The organism is Streptomyces sp. NPDC037421, from assembly GCF_055602105.1.
On the sequence record NZ_JBVJWV010000056.1, the window covers coordinates 1 to 17,172 of the forward strand.

The following is a 17,172-nucleotide window of genomic DNA, read 5'->3' on the forward strand; positions in this document are numbered from 1 at the left end:
TTCTTGCGATTCAGACTCTATCAGAGTCTTTCTCGCTTGCTTTCCAGGTCCTTCGCTTTCGCGCTTTCCCTTTCCGGCGGTTCCGACTCTATCAGTGGTTTTCCTTCTCTCCGACCACTCTCCGTTTTGCCATAAGGGCATACGGAAAGAGATCAAGTGGAGATCGGGATGATCACTGATTGAGGAGGAGTCCCGGCCACCGACTGTTCGCGAGATGTTCACGCGGCACGTCCTGGCGGGAGTCACGACAGTACAGCTCCCGTGGGACACAGGCAAATCGATTCACGCGTATGGTCTAGTCCACCGGTCTAGTCCACTAGTCTCCGTGTCCAAGGGTCAGCCCGGATCGGGACCAACATCGGGCGAACCCGTACAACCTGTGCAATATCCTTCAGACGAGTACGCCGTTCGCGACAGGCAGTGACGGCGGCACGACGAAGCCCCACCCCTGGGAGGCCCCCATGACCAACGTGACGTCCCCTCTTGCCGGACGTGCCATCGGGCTCGCGGCAGTGCCCGACCCGGTGTTCTCCGGCGCGATGGTGGGACCGGGCACTGCCATCGATCCCGTGCGCGAGCCCTCGGAGGCGGTGTCCCCGGTCGACGGTGTGGTCGTCTCCCTGCACCCGCACGCGTACGTGGTCGTCGACGGCGAGGGCCACGGTGTTCTGACCCACCTCGGCATCGACACCGTCCAGCTCAACGGCGAGGGCTTCGAGCTGCTCGTCAACAAGGGCGACACGGTCACCCGCGGCCAGGCCGTCATCCGCTGGAACCCGCAGGCCGTGGAAGAGGCCGGCAAGTCGCCGATCTGCCCGGTCGTCGCGCTGGAGGCCACCGCCGATTCCCTGGGCGACGTCAACGAGGACGGGGACGTCAAGGCCGGGGACGTGCTCTTCAGCTGGCGTTGAGCCGGCCGCCCGCACATGCGGACGAGGCAGGCGCGGGGCCGGAGTCGGATATCCATCGCGGCGGCAGGATCCGCCGCTCAATCGGAGACGGGTGAAATGGAGACAACGCTGCGAGGCGTCGGCGTGAGCCACGGTGTGGCGATCGGCGAGGTTCGGCACATGGGTACGGCCGTGCTCGAACCGCCCGCGAAGCAGATCGCCGCGGACGAGGCGGAGCGCGAACAGGGGCGCGCCCGTCAGGCCGTGGAGGCTGTGTCGGCCGACCTGATCGCACGCGGCCAGCTGGCCGGCGGCGAGGCCCAGCACGTGCTCGAGGCCCAGGCGATGATCGCCACGGACCCCGAGCTGATGTCGGACGTCGACCGGCGGATCGTCGTCGGCAGCACCGCCGAGCGCGCCGTCTACGACGCGTTCGCGTCCTACCGCGACCTGCTCGCGGGGGCCGGCGAGTACATGGCCGGGCGGGTGGCCGACCTGGACGACGTACGGAACCGGATCGTGGCGCGTCTGCTGGGCGTGCCGATGCCGGGCGTGCCGGACAGTGACGAGCCGTACGTGCTGATCGCGCGGGACCTCGCTCCCGCCGACACCGCGCTGCTGGACCCGGCGCTGGTTCTCGGGTTCGTGACCGAGGAGGGCGGGCCGACCAGCCACAGCGCGATCCTCGCGCGGGCGCTGGGCGTGCCGGCGATCGTGGCGCTGCCGGGTGCGGGTGAGATCGCCGAGGGTACGGTCATCGCCGTCGACGGCAGCACCGGTGACCTGTTCGTGGAGCCCACGGCGCAGAAGCGGGCCGAGCTGGAGGCCGCGGCCGCCGAGCGGAAGGCGGCGCTGGCCGCCTCCTCCGGTCCGGGTGCGACCTCCGACGGGCACAAGGTGCCGCTGCTGGCCAACGTCGGCGGGCCGGCGGACGTGCCGGCCGCGGTGGAGGCCGGGGCCGAGGGCGTGGGTCTGTTCCGCACGGAGTTCCTGTTCCTGGACGACAGCAAGAAGGCGCCGTCCGAGGAGAAGCAGATCGAGTCGTACCGCAAGGTTCTGGAGGCGTTCCCCGAGGGGCGTGTCGTCGTGCGGGTGCTGGACGCGGGCGCCGACAAGCCGCTCGACTTCCTGACCCCGGCGGACGAGCCGAACCCGGCGCTGGGCGTGCGCGGTCTGCGCACGCTGCTGGACCACCCGGAGGTGCTGCGCACGCAGCTGACCGCGCTGGCCAAGGCGGCCGAGGGGCTGCCGGTCTACCTGGAGGTCATGGCCCCGATGGTGGCCGACCGCCAGGACGCGAAGGCGTTCGCGGACGCGTGCCGCGAGGCCGGTCTGGTGGCGAAGTTCGGCGCGATGGTGGAGATCCCCTCCGCCGCGCTGCGGGCGCGCTCGATCCTGCAGGAGGTGGAGTTCCTGTCGCTGGGTACGAACGACCTCGCGCAGTACGCCTTCGCCGCCGACCGGCAGGTGGGCGCGGTGTCGCGGCTCCAGGACCCGTGGCAGCCGGCGCTGCTCGACCTGATCGCGATGTCGGCCGAGGCCGCCAAGGCGGAGGGCAAGAGCTGCGGTGTCTGTGGTGAGGCCGCTTCGGATCCGCTGCTGGCGTGTGTGCTGACGGGTCTGGGTGTCACCTCCCTGTCGATGGGTGCCGCTTCGATCCCGTACGTGCGGGCGACGCTCGCCAAGTACACCCTCGCGCAGTGCGAGCGTGCGGCCGCCGCCGCGCGCGCGGCGGACAGCGCCGAGGAGGCGCGGGTGGCCGCGCAGGCGGTGCTGTCCGGCGAGTAGCGGGCGGTACGCGTTGTCCGGTCCGAGGGGCCTTCGCCGGTGGTGGGGGCCCCTCGGGCGTTTACGGTGCGGGTCCGGCCGGCGGGCTACTCGCGGTGCGGGCCGGGAGTGTCCACCTCGTAGCCGGGGCAGTATTCGACGCCGGGCTCCGGGGCCACGGGGTCGCCGGTGTCGGCGTCCGTGCAGTAGGCGTCGAACACGGCGGCGGCGGTGAGGGCGACGAGGCGGCCGCGGTCCAGGCGCCAGCCGTGCACCCGGTCGCGGAAGCCCTCGGTGGTGCTCCGCAGTACCAGTCCCCCGGAGGCGCCGAGGGCGAGGCCGGCGGCCAGGACGGTCACGAAGTCGAGGCCCTCGCGGCCCTGGACGCGGGGCCGGGCGCCGGGCTCGGCGGCGGCCTCGGCGTGCAGGACCGCGATGAGCTGTTCCTCCTCGGCGGGGACGCTGCACACCAGGTGGTGGTGGCCGGGTCCGGCGCCGGCGACGAGCCGTTCGAGCATGTCGGCGGCGCGCTCGAAGGAGGCCTTGCCGATGTCCTCGCCGCAGTCCGCGCAGGCGCCGACGCCGGCGAGGATCTCGGTGGCGTACTCCCAGGTGGACTGCCGGACGGCTTCGTCGACGAGGAGCGGTACGAGTTCCTCGACGGGCTGGCCGGCGTAGGGCAGGTGCGGGCCGCCGGCGAGTTCGGCGGTGAAGCGGGTCCGGGTGTGGGCGCTGTCCGGGTCGAGGCCGTGTTCCTCGCAGTAGCCGGCGTACTCCTCCGGGTCGAAGAGGGCGACGGTGGTGTGGATGCCCTGGGCGGCGAGGGAGCGCAGCAGGGCGTCGATCCGGCGGAGGTAGTCGGGGTACTCGTCGTGGTGGTCGAAGCCGAAGGTGCGGTAGTCCCGCATGGCCGCGAAGTCCCCGGGGTCGGTGATGAGGCCGACGGTGCTGGGGACCTCGCGGCGCAGTGACGCGGTCGCGGATGCGGTCGCGGTGGTGCGTGGCGTGTCGGGTGTGGCGTTCATGGTTCCCCCTGAGCGTGCGATCATTTGCTCACTCACGGTAACCACTGCCACTGACAGTCACCCCCGGGTGCGGCCGAGCTCCTCGTAGAAGGCGAGCAGCTCCGGGTTGTCGACCGAGCCGGGGTTGACCGCCTTGGCCATCGGGGTGCCCTGGAGGAGGCGCTTGACCGGGACCTCGATGCGCTTGCCGGTCAGGGTGTGCGGGACGGCCGGGATCTCGATGACCTCGTCGGGGACGTGGCGCGGGGAGAGCTGCTCGCGGATGGTCGAGGCGATCTTCTTGCGCAGGGCCTCGTCGAGGACCGCGCCGGGGGCGAGGTGGACGAAGAGGGGCATCCAGTAGCCGCCGTTGGGCTCCTCCAGGCCGATGACCAGGGATTCCTTGATCTCGGGGAGGCGTTCGACGACTTCGTAGATGTCCGCGGAGCCCATCCGGACGCCCTGCCGGTTGAGGGTGGAGTCGGAGCGGCCGTGGATGACGACGGAGCCGTGGTCGGTGATCGTGATCCAGTCCCCGTGGCGCCAGACGCCGGGGAACATCTCGAAGTAGCTGTCGCGGTAGCGGCTGCCGTCGGGGTCGTTCCAGAAGTGGATCGGCATGGAGGGCATGGGGGCCGTGACGACGAGTTCGCCGACCTCGCCGGTGAGGGGCTTGCCGGCCGGGTCCCAGGACTGGAGGTCCGTACCGAGGCAGGCGGCCTGGAGTTCGCCGATGTGGACGGGGAGGGTCGGGACGGCTCCGGCGAAGCAGCTGCACACGTCGGTGCCGCCGCTGACGGAGGCGATCCACAGGTCTTCGGCGACCTCTTCGTGGAGCCAGCGGAAGCCGTCGGGCGGCAGCGGGGAGCCGGTGGTTGCGACGCACTTGACGGCGGAGAGGTCGAAGTCGCGGGACGGGTGGACCTCGGCCTTCTTGCAGGCCATCACATAGGCGGCGGAGGTGCCGTAGAGGGTGGCCCCCGTGCGCTCGGCGATCCGCCACTGGGCGCCCGTGTCGGGGTAGCCGGGGCTGCCGTCGTAGAGGACGACGGTGGTGCCGGTGAGCAGGCCGGAGACGAGGAAGTTCCACATCATCCAGCCGGTGGAGGTGTACCAGAAGAACCGGTCCTCGGGACCGAGGTCGCAGTGCAGGCCGAGCTGCTTGAGGTGTTCGAGGAGGATGCCGCCCTGGGACTGGACGATGGCCTTGGGCGCGCCGGTGGTGCCGGAGGAGTAGAGGATCCACAGCGGGTGGTCGAAGGGGACCGGCTCGAAGACCGGTTCCTGCGTACCGGAGGTCAGGTCGGCCCAGGCGCGGGTGCCCTCGGGGGCCTCGGTGCCCAGGAGCGGGATGTGGACGACGGCCCGCAAGGAGGGGAGTCCTTCGCGCAGCTCGGCGACGGTCTCGCGGCGGTCGTGCTGCTTGCCGCCGTAGCGGTAGCCGTCGACGGTGAACAGGACGACCGGTTCCACCTGCTCGAAGCGGTCGAGGACGCTGCGGGCGCCGAAGTCGGGGGCGCAGGAGGTCCAGACCCCGCCGACGGCGGCGGTGGCGAGGAAGGCCACGACCGCTTCGGGGATGTTGGGGAGGTAGCCGCTGACCCGGTCGCCGGGGCGCACGCCGAGGGCGCGCAGCTCGGCGGCGAGCGAGCCGACCTGGCGGCGGAGCTCTGCCCAGGTGAGAGGGGCGGGTTCGTGCGTCTCGTCGACGTGGAGCAGTGCGGGGTCCCCGGCTCGGGCGGGGTCCTCGGCGGCGCGCAGGGCGTGTGCGGCGTAGTTGAGGGTGGAGCCGGCGAACCAGCGTGCGCCCGGCATGGAGCGGTCGGCGAGGACTTCCCGGTAGGGGGTGGTGAAGCGGACCTCGAACCATTCGGCGACGGCCTGCCAGAAGGTGTCGAGCTCGTCGACGGACCAGCGGTGGAGGGCCGGGTAGCCGCCGTCGGCGGGGGCGCCGAACCGTTCGGCCGCCCAGGCCTGGAAGCGGGTGACCTGGGCCCCGGCGATCCTGTCGGGGCTCGGGGACCAGAGGGGTTCCGGCTGGGTGGCAGAGGTCATGGGTCGGCTCCCGGTCAAGTCTGGCTCTCGCGCTTCGTGTGCGTACGGCGCCGTCGCGGCGTCGGTGTGCGCGGCGGCTCACAGGGACCATGCCACGTGATCGACATCCGCACCAGAGCTGTCCTGGGCCGTGCGGGTTGATCGTTTTACGGGTGAACGGCAGCTGAACGCCGCCCGCGCGGCGGGGGGCCGGTGGCAGGGTGACCGGCATGGACGGTCGTGATCTGGTGCGTGCGGTGAAAGAGATCGGTACGGCGCGCGGGCGGCGGGCCTGGCGCTCGGCGTGGCGCCACCGGCGTGCGGACGCCGAGGGGCTGCCGCGGCGGGGCGCGGAACGGGCGCGGGTGCCCGGGCTGCTGGCGGGTACGCAGGCCCGGCCGGGCGGTGGTGTGCTGCGGTTCGCGCGCAGTGAGCTGCTGGTACGGGTGACCGTGGGGGGTGCGGTGTTCTGGGGCTGGGACGGGGCGGAGCCGGCGCCCTCGTACGCGGTGGTGGGCAGTGGCCCCGAGCCGGATCCGCGGGCGGTGCTGGAGCCGGACACCGGGGGCGGCTGGCGGGTGGTGTCGGAGCGGGTGACGGTGGCGGTGTCCCGGCACGGGGCGGTGGAGGTGCGGACGCCGGGCGGGGCGGTGCTGCGCCGGGAGCTGCCGCCGCGCTGGTGGGATCCGGTCCGGGGGACGGACGGCGACGGCGCGGATCCCGTGTCGGCCGGGGACGGTTCGCGGTGGCTGCAGCGGTCGGAGGTGGCGGCGGACGCGCGGTTCTTCGGGCTGGGCGGGCGGGCGCGGGGGCCGCGGCTGCGGGACGGGGAGTACCGGCTGTGGAACACCGATCCCAAGGGCGGCTTCGGGCCGGACACGGACCCGCTGTACATCACCATGCCGGTGCAGGTGGTGGTGGCGGACGCGGGGACGCACCTGGCCTTCTACGACAACCCCTGGGAGGGGCGGGTCGTGCTGCGCGAGGGCGAGGAGGGGGCCGGTTCGGGGGCGGACCGGCCGGGGACGAGCGAGCTGCGGCTGGAGGGCGGGCCGCCGAGGTGCTGGGTGCTGGTGGGGACGCCGGCGCGGGTGATGCAGGGGTGGGCCGGGCTGACGGGGGCGGCCGCGGTGCCGCCGGAGTGGGCGCTGGGGTACCAGCACGCGCGGTGGGGTTTCGGGAGCGAGGCCGAGGTGCGGCGGGTGGTGGCCGGGTACGAGGAGCGGGGGCTGGCGCTGTCGGCCGTGCACCTGGACATCGACCACTACGACGGGCACCGGGTGTTCACCGTGGACCGGGAGGCGTTCCCCGATCTGCCGGGGCTGGCCCGGGAGGTGGGGGCGCGGGGGGTGCGGCTGGTGTCGATCGTCGACCCGGCGGTGAAGGCGGGGGACGCGGTGCACGACTCGGGCCGGGCGGTGGGGGCGCGGGGGGTGTTCGTACGGGACGCGCGGGGGCGGGAGGTGCGCGGGGAGGTCTGGCCGGGCGAGTGCGCGTACCCGGACTTCACGGATCCGGCGGCGCGGGAGTGGTGGGGCGGGCTGTACGAGGAGCGGCTGGCTCAGGGCTTCTCGGGGTTCTGGCACGACATGAACGAGCCGGTGTCCTTCGCGCCGTGGGGTGACGCGACGCTCCCCCGGTCGGCGCGGCACGCCCTGGAGGGCGCGGGCGGGGACCACCGGGCCGGGCACAACGTGTACGGGCTGATGATGGCGCGGGCCGGCTGGGAGGGCCTGGTGCGGCTGCGGCCGGCCGAGCGGCCGTTCCTGTTCTCCCGGTCGGGGTGGGCGGGGATGCAGCGGTACGGGGGCACGTGGTCCGGGGACGTGGAGAGCAGCTGGGAGGGGCTGCGGGCGTCGCTGGCCCTGGTGCTGGGGCTCGGGCTGTGCGGGGTGCCGTACTCGGGTCCGGACGTCGGGGGCTTCGGGGGTTCGCCGTCGCCGGAGCTGTACCTGCGGTGGTTCCAGCTGGGGGCGTACCTGCCGCTGTTCCGGACGCATTCGGCGATCTGGGCGGGGCGGCGGGAGCCTTGGGAGTTCGGCCCGGAGGTGGCCGAGCGGGCCGCGGCGGTGCTGGCGGAGCGGGAGCGGCTGCGGCCGTACTTCGTGACCCTGGGGCATCTGGCGCGGCGGACGGGGGCGCCGTACGTGCGTCCGGTGTGGTGGGGGGCGCCGGAGGACCGGCGGCTGCGGGACTGCGAGGACGCGTTCCTGCTGGGGGACGCGCTGCTGGTGGCCCCGGTGCTGGAGTGCGGGGCGGACCGGCGTGCGGTGCGGCTGCCGCGGGGGCGCTGGTACGACACGGCGACGGGGGCGGCGTACGAGGGGCCCGGGCAGGTGCTGTTCGATGCCCCGCCGGGGCGGATGCCGGTGCTGGCGCGGGCGGGGGCGGTGCTGCCGGTGCGGCGGGGGGACGGGTCGGTGGGCCTGGAGGCGTGGGCACCGGCGCGGGGGCGGACCGGCGGCGGGGTGGTGATCCGGGATCCGGGGCCTGGGTTCGAGGCGGGCGAGGTGGAGCGGTACACCGTGCGGTGGGCCGGGGAGGCGGTGGTGGTCGAGGACGAGGCGGGGGGTGTGGTGAGCGGGGTGGAAGTGCGGGGACTAGGGGTGTAGGTCCGGTGTAGGGAGGAGGAGGATGCTGCGGTCGGCGGCGGGTGTGCCGCCGGTGGTCGGGTTGGAGCAGGGAGTTCGTGATGGTCTTAACGAGCCCGGCGCGGGCGTACGCGCCGGACCGGTCGGCACTGGGCCGGCGGGTGCTGGCCACCGCGCGGCGGTGGGACCGGGTGCCGGGTTCCGAGGTGGTGGGGGCGTGGCAGCCGGTCACGGTGTGGGCCCTGCTGCTGGTGACCGGGGTGGTCCCGGCGGGGAGTCCCGGGGAGTTGGGCGTGGCCGCGGTTTCGCTGGGCGCGGCGGGTTTCCTGCACGGGCTGCTGCTGGTCAAGCCGGTCGCGGCGCTGGGCCGCTGGACCGCCCGGGTGAGCGCGTGGCCGCGGCCGGTCGCGTTGGCGGTGCTGGCCGCCCCGGCGTCGGCGCCGGCGGCCGTGGTGGTGCGGTGGTGGCTGGGGACGCAGGGCGCTCCCGTGCCGGGCTTCGGCGTGGTGTGGGCCGGGTGCGTGGCGGCCTCGGTGCTGCCGATGGTGGTCGGGGCGCTGCTGCGGGGGCGGGATCGGCCGGTGCCGGCCGGGGCGCTGTGGGCGCGGGGCGCGGTGGTCGCCGGGACGGCGGTGGGGGTGGTGGGGCTGGCGGCGCTGGTGATGGACCTGCCGGTGTAGCCGGGGCGGTGCGGCGCCTTGCGGACAGCCCCCATGGGCTGTCCCGTGATCCCCGGTGGACCGGCGCAGGGCGTCGGATGCGGTGCATCGCAAGGCGGAGGGGCGCCCCCGTACTGGGCGCTTCCGGGCGTTCCGACGACGCGGCGAGGTGCGTGGCCGGCGTCGTGCGCCCGCCGGGGATTGGCGGGACAGCCCTTAGGGGAGGAACGCGTAGGAGGGGCCGTCGGGGGCGCGGTCGCGCGAGCACAGCGTCATGTCCCTGCCCTTGAGGTAGGCCAGCAGCCACTCGCTGAATGTCATCTCGTAGAGGGTCCAGGACGGGCTGTCGAATTCCTGGACCACGACCCGCCAGGGCGAGCAGGGGGCGTCGGGGATTCGGAGGAAGACCGCTTCGCCCGTGGTGGCCGTCGCCACCGGCAGCAGCTCGCCGGGGTCCGTTCCCGCCGGCCCGGGCAGGTACTCGGCCATGTCCTCCTCGCGCCAGAGTTCGAGGTCCTTCCGGATGAAGGTCCCGAGGTCGTGCAGGAGGTGGGGCGCGGGGTGGTGCAGGTACAGCTGGGAGTTGACCTCGATCGAGCCGTAGGCGTCGGTGAACTCGCGGAAGTCCGCGGGGAAAACGAGGCCGAGTTCGGCCTCCAGCGCGGTCCACGGCGCCGGGTCGGACCAGTTGAAGCGGGGTTCTCCCAGGAGGGCCGTGATCTGCGCGAGGGCAGCCACCGTCACTCCCCCGCCCGTGCGTAGCGGCCCGCGAACCAGAAGGCCGCCGCCCGGGTGTGGAGGGGGAAGGCCAGTTCCGCCGGGGCGTGGAGGACGTGCCAGCCCGTCGTCTCGTCCGTGGCGGCCGAGGGCGGCAGGGCCGAGGCCGGGCGGGGCGGGAGGAGGCCGAAGACGAGGAGGTGGCCTCCCGGGGAACTGAGGACGTCGGCGAGGGCCACTTCGGAGGCGGGGGCTTCGATGCCCGTCTCCTCACGGAGTTCGCGGACCACGGCCGTGCGCCAGTCCTCGCCGAAGTCCATGAACCCGCCGGGCAGCGCGATGCCTCCCAGGGCCGGTTCGATGGTCCGGGTGATGACGACCAGACCGGTGCCGGCCGCGTCCTCCACCGGGAGCAGGGCCACGGCCACCGGGAGCGGGTTGCGGTAGGCGACGGCGTCGCACGCGGCGCACTCGCGGGGCCAGTCGGCCGTGTCGAACGGAGCTCCGCAGGTGGAGCAGTGCGAGTCCCTCAGCTGTGCCGGCATGCGGCGATGGTACCGGCCCCTGTCGCGGCGGGGCGGCCCGTGGCAGACTTCTGACGCTTCGTCAGATCACGCTGTCCGGGAGGGGACTTGGAACGCACACGCACGCCCGTGGTGAGCGGGTGGTTCACCGATGCGGGCGCCGGGGGCGGCTTCCGCCTGCTCGGCACCCGGTGCTCCGCCTGCGCCTCGGTGTTCTTCCCGCGCGAGGACGCGTACTGCCGCAATCCGCACTGCCCCGGCGGCGGCGAGCTCGCCGAGGTGCCGCTGTCGCCCCGCGGCCGGGTCTGGTCCTACACCGACGGGCGCTACCGGCCGCCCGCCCCGTACGTCTCCGATCCGGACGCGCCCTGGGAGCCGTACACCCTGGTCGCGGTGGAGCTGGAGGCCGAGCACATGGTCGTGCTCGGGCAGGCCGCGCCCGGGGTGACGGTGGCGGACCTGGCGGTCGGCATGGAGGTGGAGGTGGTCGGCGGGGTGCTGGACGAGGACGCCGGGACCGTGCGGACCACCTGGCGGTTCCGTCCGGTGGAGGGGGCGCGGTGAGCGGGGACGTGGCCGTGCTGGGGGCCGGCATGCACCCGTGGGGCAAGTGGGGCCGCAGCTTCGTCGAGTACGGGCGGGCCGCCGCCCGCGCCGCGCTCGCCGACGCCGGGCTGGACTGGACGGACGTGCAGTCCGTGGTCGGCGCCGACACCGTGCGCGGCGGCTATCCGGGCTACGTCTCCGGGGCGACCTTCGCGAGGGCGCTCGGCTGGCAGGGGGCCCGGGTCACCAGTGTGTACGCGGCCTGCGCCTCGGGGGCCCAGGCCATCGGGGCGGCCCGGGCTCAGATCCTCGCCGGGCTGGCGGACGTGGTGCTGGTGGTCGGCGCCGACGCCGCGCCGAAGGGGTTCTTCGCCCCGGCGGGGGGAGAGCGGCCGGACGATCCCGACTGGCTGCGGTTCCGGATCCTGGGGGCGACGAACCCCGCCTACTTCGCGCTGTACGCCCGGCGCCGGATGGCCCTGCACGGGGACACCGCCGAGGACTTCGCACTGGTCAAGGTGAAGAACTCGGCGGCCGGGGCGCACAACCCGAACGCCCGCTACCGCAAGGCGGTCTCCGCCGGGGAGGTGGCGGCCTCGGCGGTGGTGGCCGACCCGCTGCGGCTGCTGGACATCTGCGCGACCTCCGACGGGGGCGCGGCGCTGGTGCTGGGCAGCATGGACTTCGCGCGGGCGCGCGGCGTGGCCGACCCGGTGCGGATCCGGGCGGTGTCGACGGTGACGCCCACGTATCCGCGTACGGTGCTGGACCTGCCGGACATCGCGACCGACTCGGCGGCCGCCGTGGAGCCCGCGGCCGGATCCTTCCGGGCCTCGATCGCCCGGGCGGCGTACGAGGAGGCCGGGCTGGGGCCGGAGGACCTGTCGCTGGCCGAGGTGTACGACCTGTCCACCGCGCTGGAGCTGGAGTGGTACGAGGACATCGGGCTGTGCGGTGAGGGCGAGGGCGCCAAGCTCGTACGGGAGGGCACGACGGCGCTCGGCGGGCGGGTGCCGGTCAACGCGAGCGGCGGGCTGGCCTCCTTCGGGGAGGCGGTGCCGGCGCAGGCCATCGCCCAGGTGTGCGAGCTGACCTGGCAGCTGCGGGGTACGGCCGGGGCGCGCCAGGTCCCGGGGGCCCGGGCCGGGATCACCGCCAACCAGGGGCTCTTCGGCCACGGGTCGGCGGTGGTCGCGGTGCGGTGAGTGCGGCGGACAAGTGCTGCCGTCAGGGTGCTTGACGGCCCCGGGCGGCGGGTTCACACTCGCTCCACGGTCCCGGGCGGCCGGGAACCCTGATCCCCCCATGAGAGCTGCGGCCCGTACCCCAGTCGGCGGGGGTACGGGCCGCCTCCACGTGAGGGGCGCGCCCGGCGGAGGCGCTCAGGAGGAGGCGCTCAGGCTCGCGCGGCGGGCCCGGGCGAGCGACATGGCGTGCTCCACCACCCCCACCAGCACGTCCTTGACGGACTCCCGGTCCCGGGCGTCGCAGAGCAGCACCGGCACCCCGGGGTCGAGGTCGAGCGCGTCGCGCACGGTCACCACCGGGTGGCGGTCGGCCCCGTCGAAGCAGTTGACCGCGACGAGGAAGGGGATGCCGCGCCGTTCGAAGTAGTCGATGGCGGCGAAGCAGTCGGCGAGCCGGCGGGTGTCGGCCAGCACGACGGCGCCCAGGGCGCCCTGTGCCAGCTCGTCCCACAGGAACCAGAAGCGGTCCTGTCCGGGGGTGCCGAAGAGGTACAGCACCAGGTCCTCGCGGAGGGTGATGCGGCCGAAGTCCATGGCCACGGTCGTGGTGCTCTTGCCCTCCACTCCCCCGGTGTCGTCGATGCCGACTCCCGGTTCGGAGAGCCGTTCCTCGGTCCGCAGCGGACGGATCTCGCTGACCGCGCTGACCAGGGTGGTCTTGCCCACCCCGAAGCCGCCCGCGACCAGGATCTTCAGGGTCAGCGGCTCGACCGGCGAGACGGCGTGCATCGCACCGGTGCGGCTAGAGCGCCCGAAGGCCATCGATCACCTCACGGAGAATGGATTCATCGGGCAGTTCGGCCGGCGGGACCGGCCTGGTCACGTGGACCAGCTCCTCGTCGACGAGGTCGCCGATCAGGACCCGGACGACGCCGATGGCGAGGTCGAGGTCCGCGGCGAGTTCCGCGACCGACTGGGGGCGTTCCCGGCACAGCCCGAGGATGTGGGCGTGCTCCGGGGAGAGGGTCATGTCCCAGACCGGATCGTCGGCCGCCGCCTCGGCGACGACGAGCGCGATCAGGTCGAGACGGTGCTGCGCGGCGTGACTGGTCCGGCCGCGGGTCATGGCGTACGGGCGTACGACGGGACCCGCGTCGTCGTCGAACCAGTGCGGGTGGCCGGTCTCGGGCGTCGGACGGTCGGTCGGGGGGTGGTCCTGGCCTGGATCGCTCATGCCGTCCGACTCACCCTCCGGCTGGCTGCCCGGAGCGCGGGGCGGTCGCCAGGTGGTCGCCTACGCGCTTGACCATGAGCGTCATCTCGTACGCGACCTGGCCGACGTCGGAGTCGGAGTCGGAGAGCACGGCCAGGCAGCTGCCGTCGCCCGCGGCCATGACGAAGAGGAAGGCCTCGTCGAGCTCGACCACCGTCTGGCGGACCCGCCCGGAGTCGAAGTGCCGGCCGACCCCCTTGGCCAGGCTGTGGAAGCCGGAGGCCACGGCGGCCAGGTGCTCGCTGTCCTCGCGGGTCAGGTCCTTCGAGCTGCCCGTCGGCAGGCCGTCGCCGGAGAGGACGACCGCCTTGCGGATGCTGCCGACCTTGTCGACGAGTTCGTCGAGGAGCCAGTTGAGCGGGCCGGAGCCGCGGCCCCTGGTGTCGTTTCCGGTCTGCGGTGCGGTCATCGACCGTCCCCTTCGTTCTCGTGCGCGGGACCGGCGCCGGAGCGGCCGGCCTCGGTCTCGGACTGCTGCTGTGCGTGCTGGTCGCGGCCCGCCGTCCAGCCTCGCTGGAGGGCGGACATGCGCGTGCGTACGTCCTCCGCGTCCCGGTCGGTCACCGGGTCCTCGGGGGACTGCGCCGCGGCGGGAGCCGGGGCGTTCTTGAGCTGGGGTGCGAGGTTGGCCTGGCGCACCCGGCGGGGCAGGCCGCCCGGGCCGGGCGCGGGCGCGGGCTCTTCGGAGCCCGTACGCGGCTGCGCGGGGGCCGCCTTGGCTGCGGCCGGGCGGGGCTCCACCCGGCGGCCGTGCTCGGCGACCAGGGTGGGCGTGGGGCGCCGCCGGGGCAGCGGGACGGCTCCGGCGGAGCGGGGGCCGTCGGGGTGCCCGGGTTCCGGGCGGGGGCGCTCCGAGCGGACCGGGCCGGTGGGGGCCAGGGGCTCCCGCCCGCGGTCGCGGTCGCGCTTCCAGGGACCGCGCTCGGCGTGGCCCGCGCCGTGCGGGTGGCCGCTGAGGGGCCGGTCCGCGGAGCCGGTGCCGAGGAGGGCGCTGCGCGGGATGCCGCCGGGCGGGGTCTCGTCGTCGAGGGTGGCCATGGGCGGGCGGCCGCCGACGCCGGTGAGGCCGGCGATGCCGGTGGCGACCTCGTCGAGTCCGGCGGGGTCGTCGAGACCGTCCAGCCCGAGGAGGCCTAGGGGGCCCTCCAGCTCGACCGGGCCGTTGAGCACGCCGGCGGGCAGCGGGCGGGCCGAGGGGGCCCGGTCGATGGCGGTGGGGCCGGGGCGCGCGGAGCTCTTGGCGCCCGGGCCGGTCCTGACCCCCCTGACGCCCTTCACGGCGTCGAGGCGGATGCCGGTGCCGTTGGTGTCGGGGGCCTCGGTGAGGAGGTCGGCGGGGAGGAAGACCACCGCGGTGGTGCCGCCGTAGGGGCTGGGCTGGAGGACGACCTTGACGTTGTGGCGGCGCGCGAGGCGGCTGACCACGAAGAGGCCCAGGCGGTCGGTGTCGGAGAGCTCGAACTCGGGGGTCTCGGCGAGCCGGAGGTTGGCGTCGAGCAGCGCCTCCGGGTTCATGCCGAGGCCGCGGTCGTGGATCTCCAGGGTGAAGCCGTTGGCGACGCGTTCGCCGTGGACCTGGACGGCGGTGTGCGGGGGCGAGAACACCGTGGCGTTCTCCAGGAGTTCGGCGACGAGGTGGGTGACGTCGGCGACGGCCGGGCCCTCGATGCCGATGCGGGGCAGGCGCCGCACCTCGATGCGCTCGTAGTCCTCGACCTCGGCCACGGCGGCCCGTACGACGTCCATCAGCTGGACGGGCTTGCGCCACTGGCGGGAGGGCGCCGCGCCGGAGAGGATCACCAGGCCTTCGGCGTGGCGGCGCATGCGGGTGGTCATGTGGTCGAGGCGGAACAGGTCGGCGAGTTCCTCGGTGTCCTCGGTGCGCCGTTCCATGGTGTCGAGCAGGGTCAGCTGGCGGTGCAGCAGCACCTGGTTGCGGCGGGCCAGGTTCACGAACACCTCGGAAACACCGCGGCGCAGCTCGGCCTGCTTGACGGCGGCCTCCACGGCGGCGCGCTGGAGGCTGTTGAGGGCCAGGCCGACCTGGCCGACCTCGTCCTTCTCGAACTCCAGGCGGGGCGCCTCGGTCTCGACGTCGACGGTCTCGCCGGCGGCGAGGCGGCGCATCACGCTGGGCAGCCGGACGCCGGAGGCCTCGTGGGCCTCCTTGCGGAGCCGGGACAGGTCGCGGATGAGGTCGCGTCCGATGCGGACGGACATCACGAGGGAGAAGACGAGGGCGATGAAGCCGAGGACGCCGGCCACGGCTGCCTGGACGAGGACGCCGATGGCGGCCGGCTCCACGCGCTTCTGGTAGCGGTCGCCGGCGGCGGTGCCCATGGTGGCGAGGTCGCCGAGGACCTTGTTCGCGGCCTCGTCCCACTGGGCGGCGGTGACGCGCGGGTTCTTGCCGGCACCGCCGGTGATGAATCGTTCCTCCGCGTCGCGCAGCGCCTTGGTCTGCGCGCCGTTCCAGTACTGCTCGAAGAGCTTGCGGTCGTCGGGCGGCAGGATCGCGAGGTTGAACTCGTACAGCAGGCCGCGGTTGGCGGCGAAGTCGGAGACGCGGCGCAGGTCGCCGGCGGCGACGTTGCCTGCGGCGAGGGCGGAAGCGACGACCGCGTCCTCGCGGGAGAGGGTCTCGCGGGCGCGGGTGATGCCGACGAGGGCGCGGCCCTGCTTGTCCATTTCGACGTTCTCCAGGGCGTGGAGATTCATCAGGAACTCGTAGCAGGGGTCGACCAGCCGGCTGTAGAGGTCCAGGGCCTGGCCGGGGTTGATCCCGCCCTTGTCGACGGAGCGGCGCAGTGCGGTGATGCCCTGGAAGGCCTCGATGATCGACCTGAGGCGCTGGCGGGCCTGCGGGCTGAGTTCGTCGGAGACCTCGGGGTCGAGGGCGTTCGCGGTGATGGCGCGGACCATCGTGTCGGTCGCGGTGCGGCTTTTGGTGAGTTCGGCGGTGGCGGCCACCGCGCGGGGGTCGCCGAGCACGACCAGGGTCTGACGGCGTTCCTTCTGGACGACGCGTACGACGTCCTCCATCGGGTAGCCGACCTTCTTGATGACGTACGCGACGTCGAGCAGCTGCACTGCCTCACGGCCGGTGATGACCGTGGAGAAGCCCCAGAGGGCGGTCAGGGAGACGAGCGGCACCAGGAGCAACGCCACGATCTTCCGGCGGATGGACTTCCCGCGAAAGCGCATGGCCTCCCCAGCCTCCCCCAGCTCAACCCCGTTGTCAGAGGTCGGTGTTCCGTCATTTAAACGGCGTGAGCCTACTACTGCCACGGAGCGGCTTCGCAGAGGTGTCCGGACGTTTTCGGCCTGACCCCCGGACGAAGATCACCAGTTGTCCGATGTTTCCGGTCAAGTCCGGCCCGATATGTGGCAGATGACACTTGGTGGGGTGTCGGTTCCGTTGTCCGGATGGATGGCTGGAATTCTGCCTTCCGGGTCCGGTATACGGAACTCCGCGGGTGGTTCCGATCGTCTGACAGACAGGGCGGGGAGTGAGGCGGGGAGTGAGCGGACCATGAGGATGTACGAAGAGGACGGCACGGCGGCCGAGGCTCCGGGGCGGGGCCTGTGGGTGGAGGAGCCGGCCCGGCGGCGCCGGATGCCGGACCCGGTGCGGTCGTCGGCGGTGCGGGCGGTGCTGATCGTGGCCGTGACGCTGACGCAGGCCACGATCACCTTCTTCCTCGCGCTGACCGGGTCCTGGCTGGCCTTCCCGATGGTGCTGATCGGGATAGCGGCGACGGTCGTGTCCACCTGGGCGGTGTTGGACGTGTGGATCACCCGGCAGATGTGGAACCAGCGGTACGGCGTCCTGTCGGAGCCGAGCAGCGCCGCCCGCGAGCCCCGGCGGGGCCGCATACCGGCGGCCCGGGAGGGCCGCCTGGCGGCCTCTCCCCTGGCCGGGGGCGTACCGGTCCACCAGCGCTCCGGGCGCCGCTGACCGGCCGGGCGGGCCCGCGCGC

Annotated in this window: 15 protein-coding genes; 7 read left to right on the forward strand and 8 right to left on the reverse strand. The window is 73.6% G+C overall.

What is annotated here, in order from left to right; all coding sequences use genetic code 11:
- The first annotated feature begins 461 nt into the window (after window positions 1-461).
- Together ACZ7IF_RS37650 and ptsP are read left to right on the forward strand one after the other, a co-directional pair.
- The gene (locus ACZ7IF_RS37650; RefSeq protein ID WP_470981342.1) at window positions 462-911 is read left to right on the forward strand and encodes a PTS sugar transporter subunit IIA; all 450 of its coding nucleotides are present in this window, start codon (window positions 462-464) and stop codon (window positions 909-911) included.
- 96 nt (window positions 912-1,007) lie between these two features.
- Window positions 1,008-2,678, forward strand: coding sequence for a phosphoenolpyruvate--protein phosphotransferase (gene ptsP, locus ACZ7IF_RS37655; RefSeq protein ID WP_470981344.1), 1,671 nt, complete (start codon window positions 1,008-1,010; stop codon window positions 2,676-2,678).
- Window positions 2,679-2,764: 86 nt separating this feature from the next.
- Here ptsP and ACZ7IF_RS37660 read toward each other — a convergent pair whose 3' ends face one another.
- Window positions 2,765-3,682 (reverse strand): hypothetical protein, encoded by a 918-nt coding sequence (locus ACZ7IF_RS37660; protein WP_470981346.1) that lies wholly within the window; start codon window positions 3,680-3,682, stop codon window positions 2,765-2,767.
- Between the two features lie 57 nt (window positions 3,683-3,739).
- A complete protein-coding gene (locus ACZ7IF_RS37665) occupies window positions 3,740-5,716 on the reverse strand; it encodes an acetoacetate--CoA ligase (RefSeq protein WP_470981347.1) in 1,977 nt (658 codons plus the stop codon).
- A 209-nt stretch (window positions 5,717-5,925) separates the two neighbouring features.
- Between ACZ7IF_RS37665 and ACZ7IF_RS37670 the strand changes: the two genes are divergently transcribed.
- Entirely contained in the window at window positions 5,926-8,307 is a 2,382-nt protein-coding gene (locus ACZ7IF_RS37670) for a glycoside hydrolase family 31 protein (protein ID WP_470981349.1), read from the forward strand.
- An 80-nt stretch (window positions 8,308-8,387) separates the two neighbouring features.
- The gene (locus tag ACZ7IF_RS37675) at window positions 8,388-8,966 is read left to right on the forward strand and encodes a hypothetical protein (RefSeq protein ID WP_470981351.1); all 579 of its coding nucleotides are present in this window, start codon (window positions 8,388-8,390) and stop codon (window positions 8,964-8,966) included.
- A gap of 195 nt (window positions 8,967-9,161) precedes the next feature.
- On the opposite strand, the gene ACZ7IF_RS37680 is transcribed toward ACZ7IF_RS37675, so the two are convergent.
- Window positions 9,162-9,683, reverse strand: coding sequence for an SMI1/KNR4 family protein (locus ACZ7IF_RS37680; protein WP_470981352.1), 522 nt, complete (start codon window positions 9,681-9,683; stop codon window positions 9,162-9,164).
- A 2-nt stretch (window positions 9,684-9,685) separates the two neighbouring features.
- Window positions 9,686-10,207 (reverse strand): NUDIX domain-containing protein, encoded by a 522-nt coding sequence (locus ACZ7IF_RS37685; protein WP_470981354.1) that lies wholly within the window; start codon window positions 10,205-10,207, stop codon window positions 9,686-9,688.
- Window positions 10,208-10,294: 87 nt separating this feature from the next.
- On the opposite strand from ACZ7IF_RS37685, the gene ACZ7IF_RS37690 reads away from it, so the two are divergent.
- Window positions 10,295-10,750, forward strand: coding sequence for a Zn-ribbon domain-containing OB-fold protein (locus tag ACZ7IF_RS37690; RefSeq protein ID WP_470981356.1), 456 nt, complete (start codon window positions 10,295-10,297; stop codon window positions 10,748-10,750).
- On the forward strand, window positions 10,747-11,937 hold the full coding sequence (locus ACZ7IF_RS37695) for a lipid-transfer protein (RefSeq protein ID WP_470981357.1): 1,191 nt from the start codon (window positions 10,747-10,749) through the stop codon (window positions 11,935-11,937). The genes ACZ7IF_RS37690 and ACZ7IF_RS37695 overlap by 4 nt, the downstream gene beginning before the upstream one ends.
- A 177-nt stretch (window positions 11,938-12,114) precedes the next feature.
- On the opposite strand, the gene ACZ7IF_RS37700 is transcribed toward ACZ7IF_RS37695, so the two are convergent.
- Genes ACZ7IF_RS37700 through ACZ7IF_RS37715 form a run of 4 tightly spaced genes read right to left on the reverse strand, consistent with a single transcriptional unit; the run spans window position 12,115 to window position 16,396 of the window.
- Window positions 12,115-12,741 (reverse strand): GTP-binding protein, encoded by a 627-nt coding sequence (locus ACZ7IF_RS37700; RefSeq protein WP_470981359.1) that lies wholly within the window; start codon window positions 12,739-12,741, stop codon window positions 12,115-12,117.
- Window positions 12,722-13,153 (reverse strand): DUF742 domain-containing protein, encoded by a 432-nt coding sequence (locus tag ACZ7IF_RS37705; protein WP_125819534.1) that lies wholly within the window; start codon window positions 13,151-13,153, stop codon window positions 12,722-12,724. Before ACZ7IF_RS37705 ends, ACZ7IF_RS37700 begins: the two co-directional genes overlap by 20 nt.
- Before the next feature lie 10 nt (window positions 13,154-13,163).
- Window positions 13,164-13,601: a roadblock/LC7 domain-containing protein gene (locus ACZ7IF_RS37710; protein WP_050779556.1), complete on the reverse strand. Its 438-nt coding sequence runs from the start codon at window positions 13,599-13,601 to the stop codon at window positions 13,164-13,166.
- Window positions 13,598-16,396 (reverse strand): sensor histidine kinase, encoded by a 2,799-nt coding sequence (locus ACZ7IF_RS37715; RefSeq protein WP_470981362.1) that lies wholly within the window; start codon window positions 16,394-16,396, stop codon window positions 13,598-13,600. Before ACZ7IF_RS37715 ends, ACZ7IF_RS37710 begins: the two co-directional genes overlap by 4 nt.
- 328 nt (window positions 16,397-16,724) lie before the next feature.
- Here ACZ7IF_RS37715 and ACZ7IF_RS37720 point away from each other — a divergent pair, with 328 nt between their 5' ends.
- Complete coding sequence (locus ACZ7IF_RS37720) at window positions 16,725-17,150, forward strand: hypothetical protein (protein ID WP_470981363.1); 426 nt, start codon at window positions 16,725-16,727, stop codon at window positions 17,148-17,150.
- Window positions 17,151-17,172 lie beyond the last annotated feature (22 nt).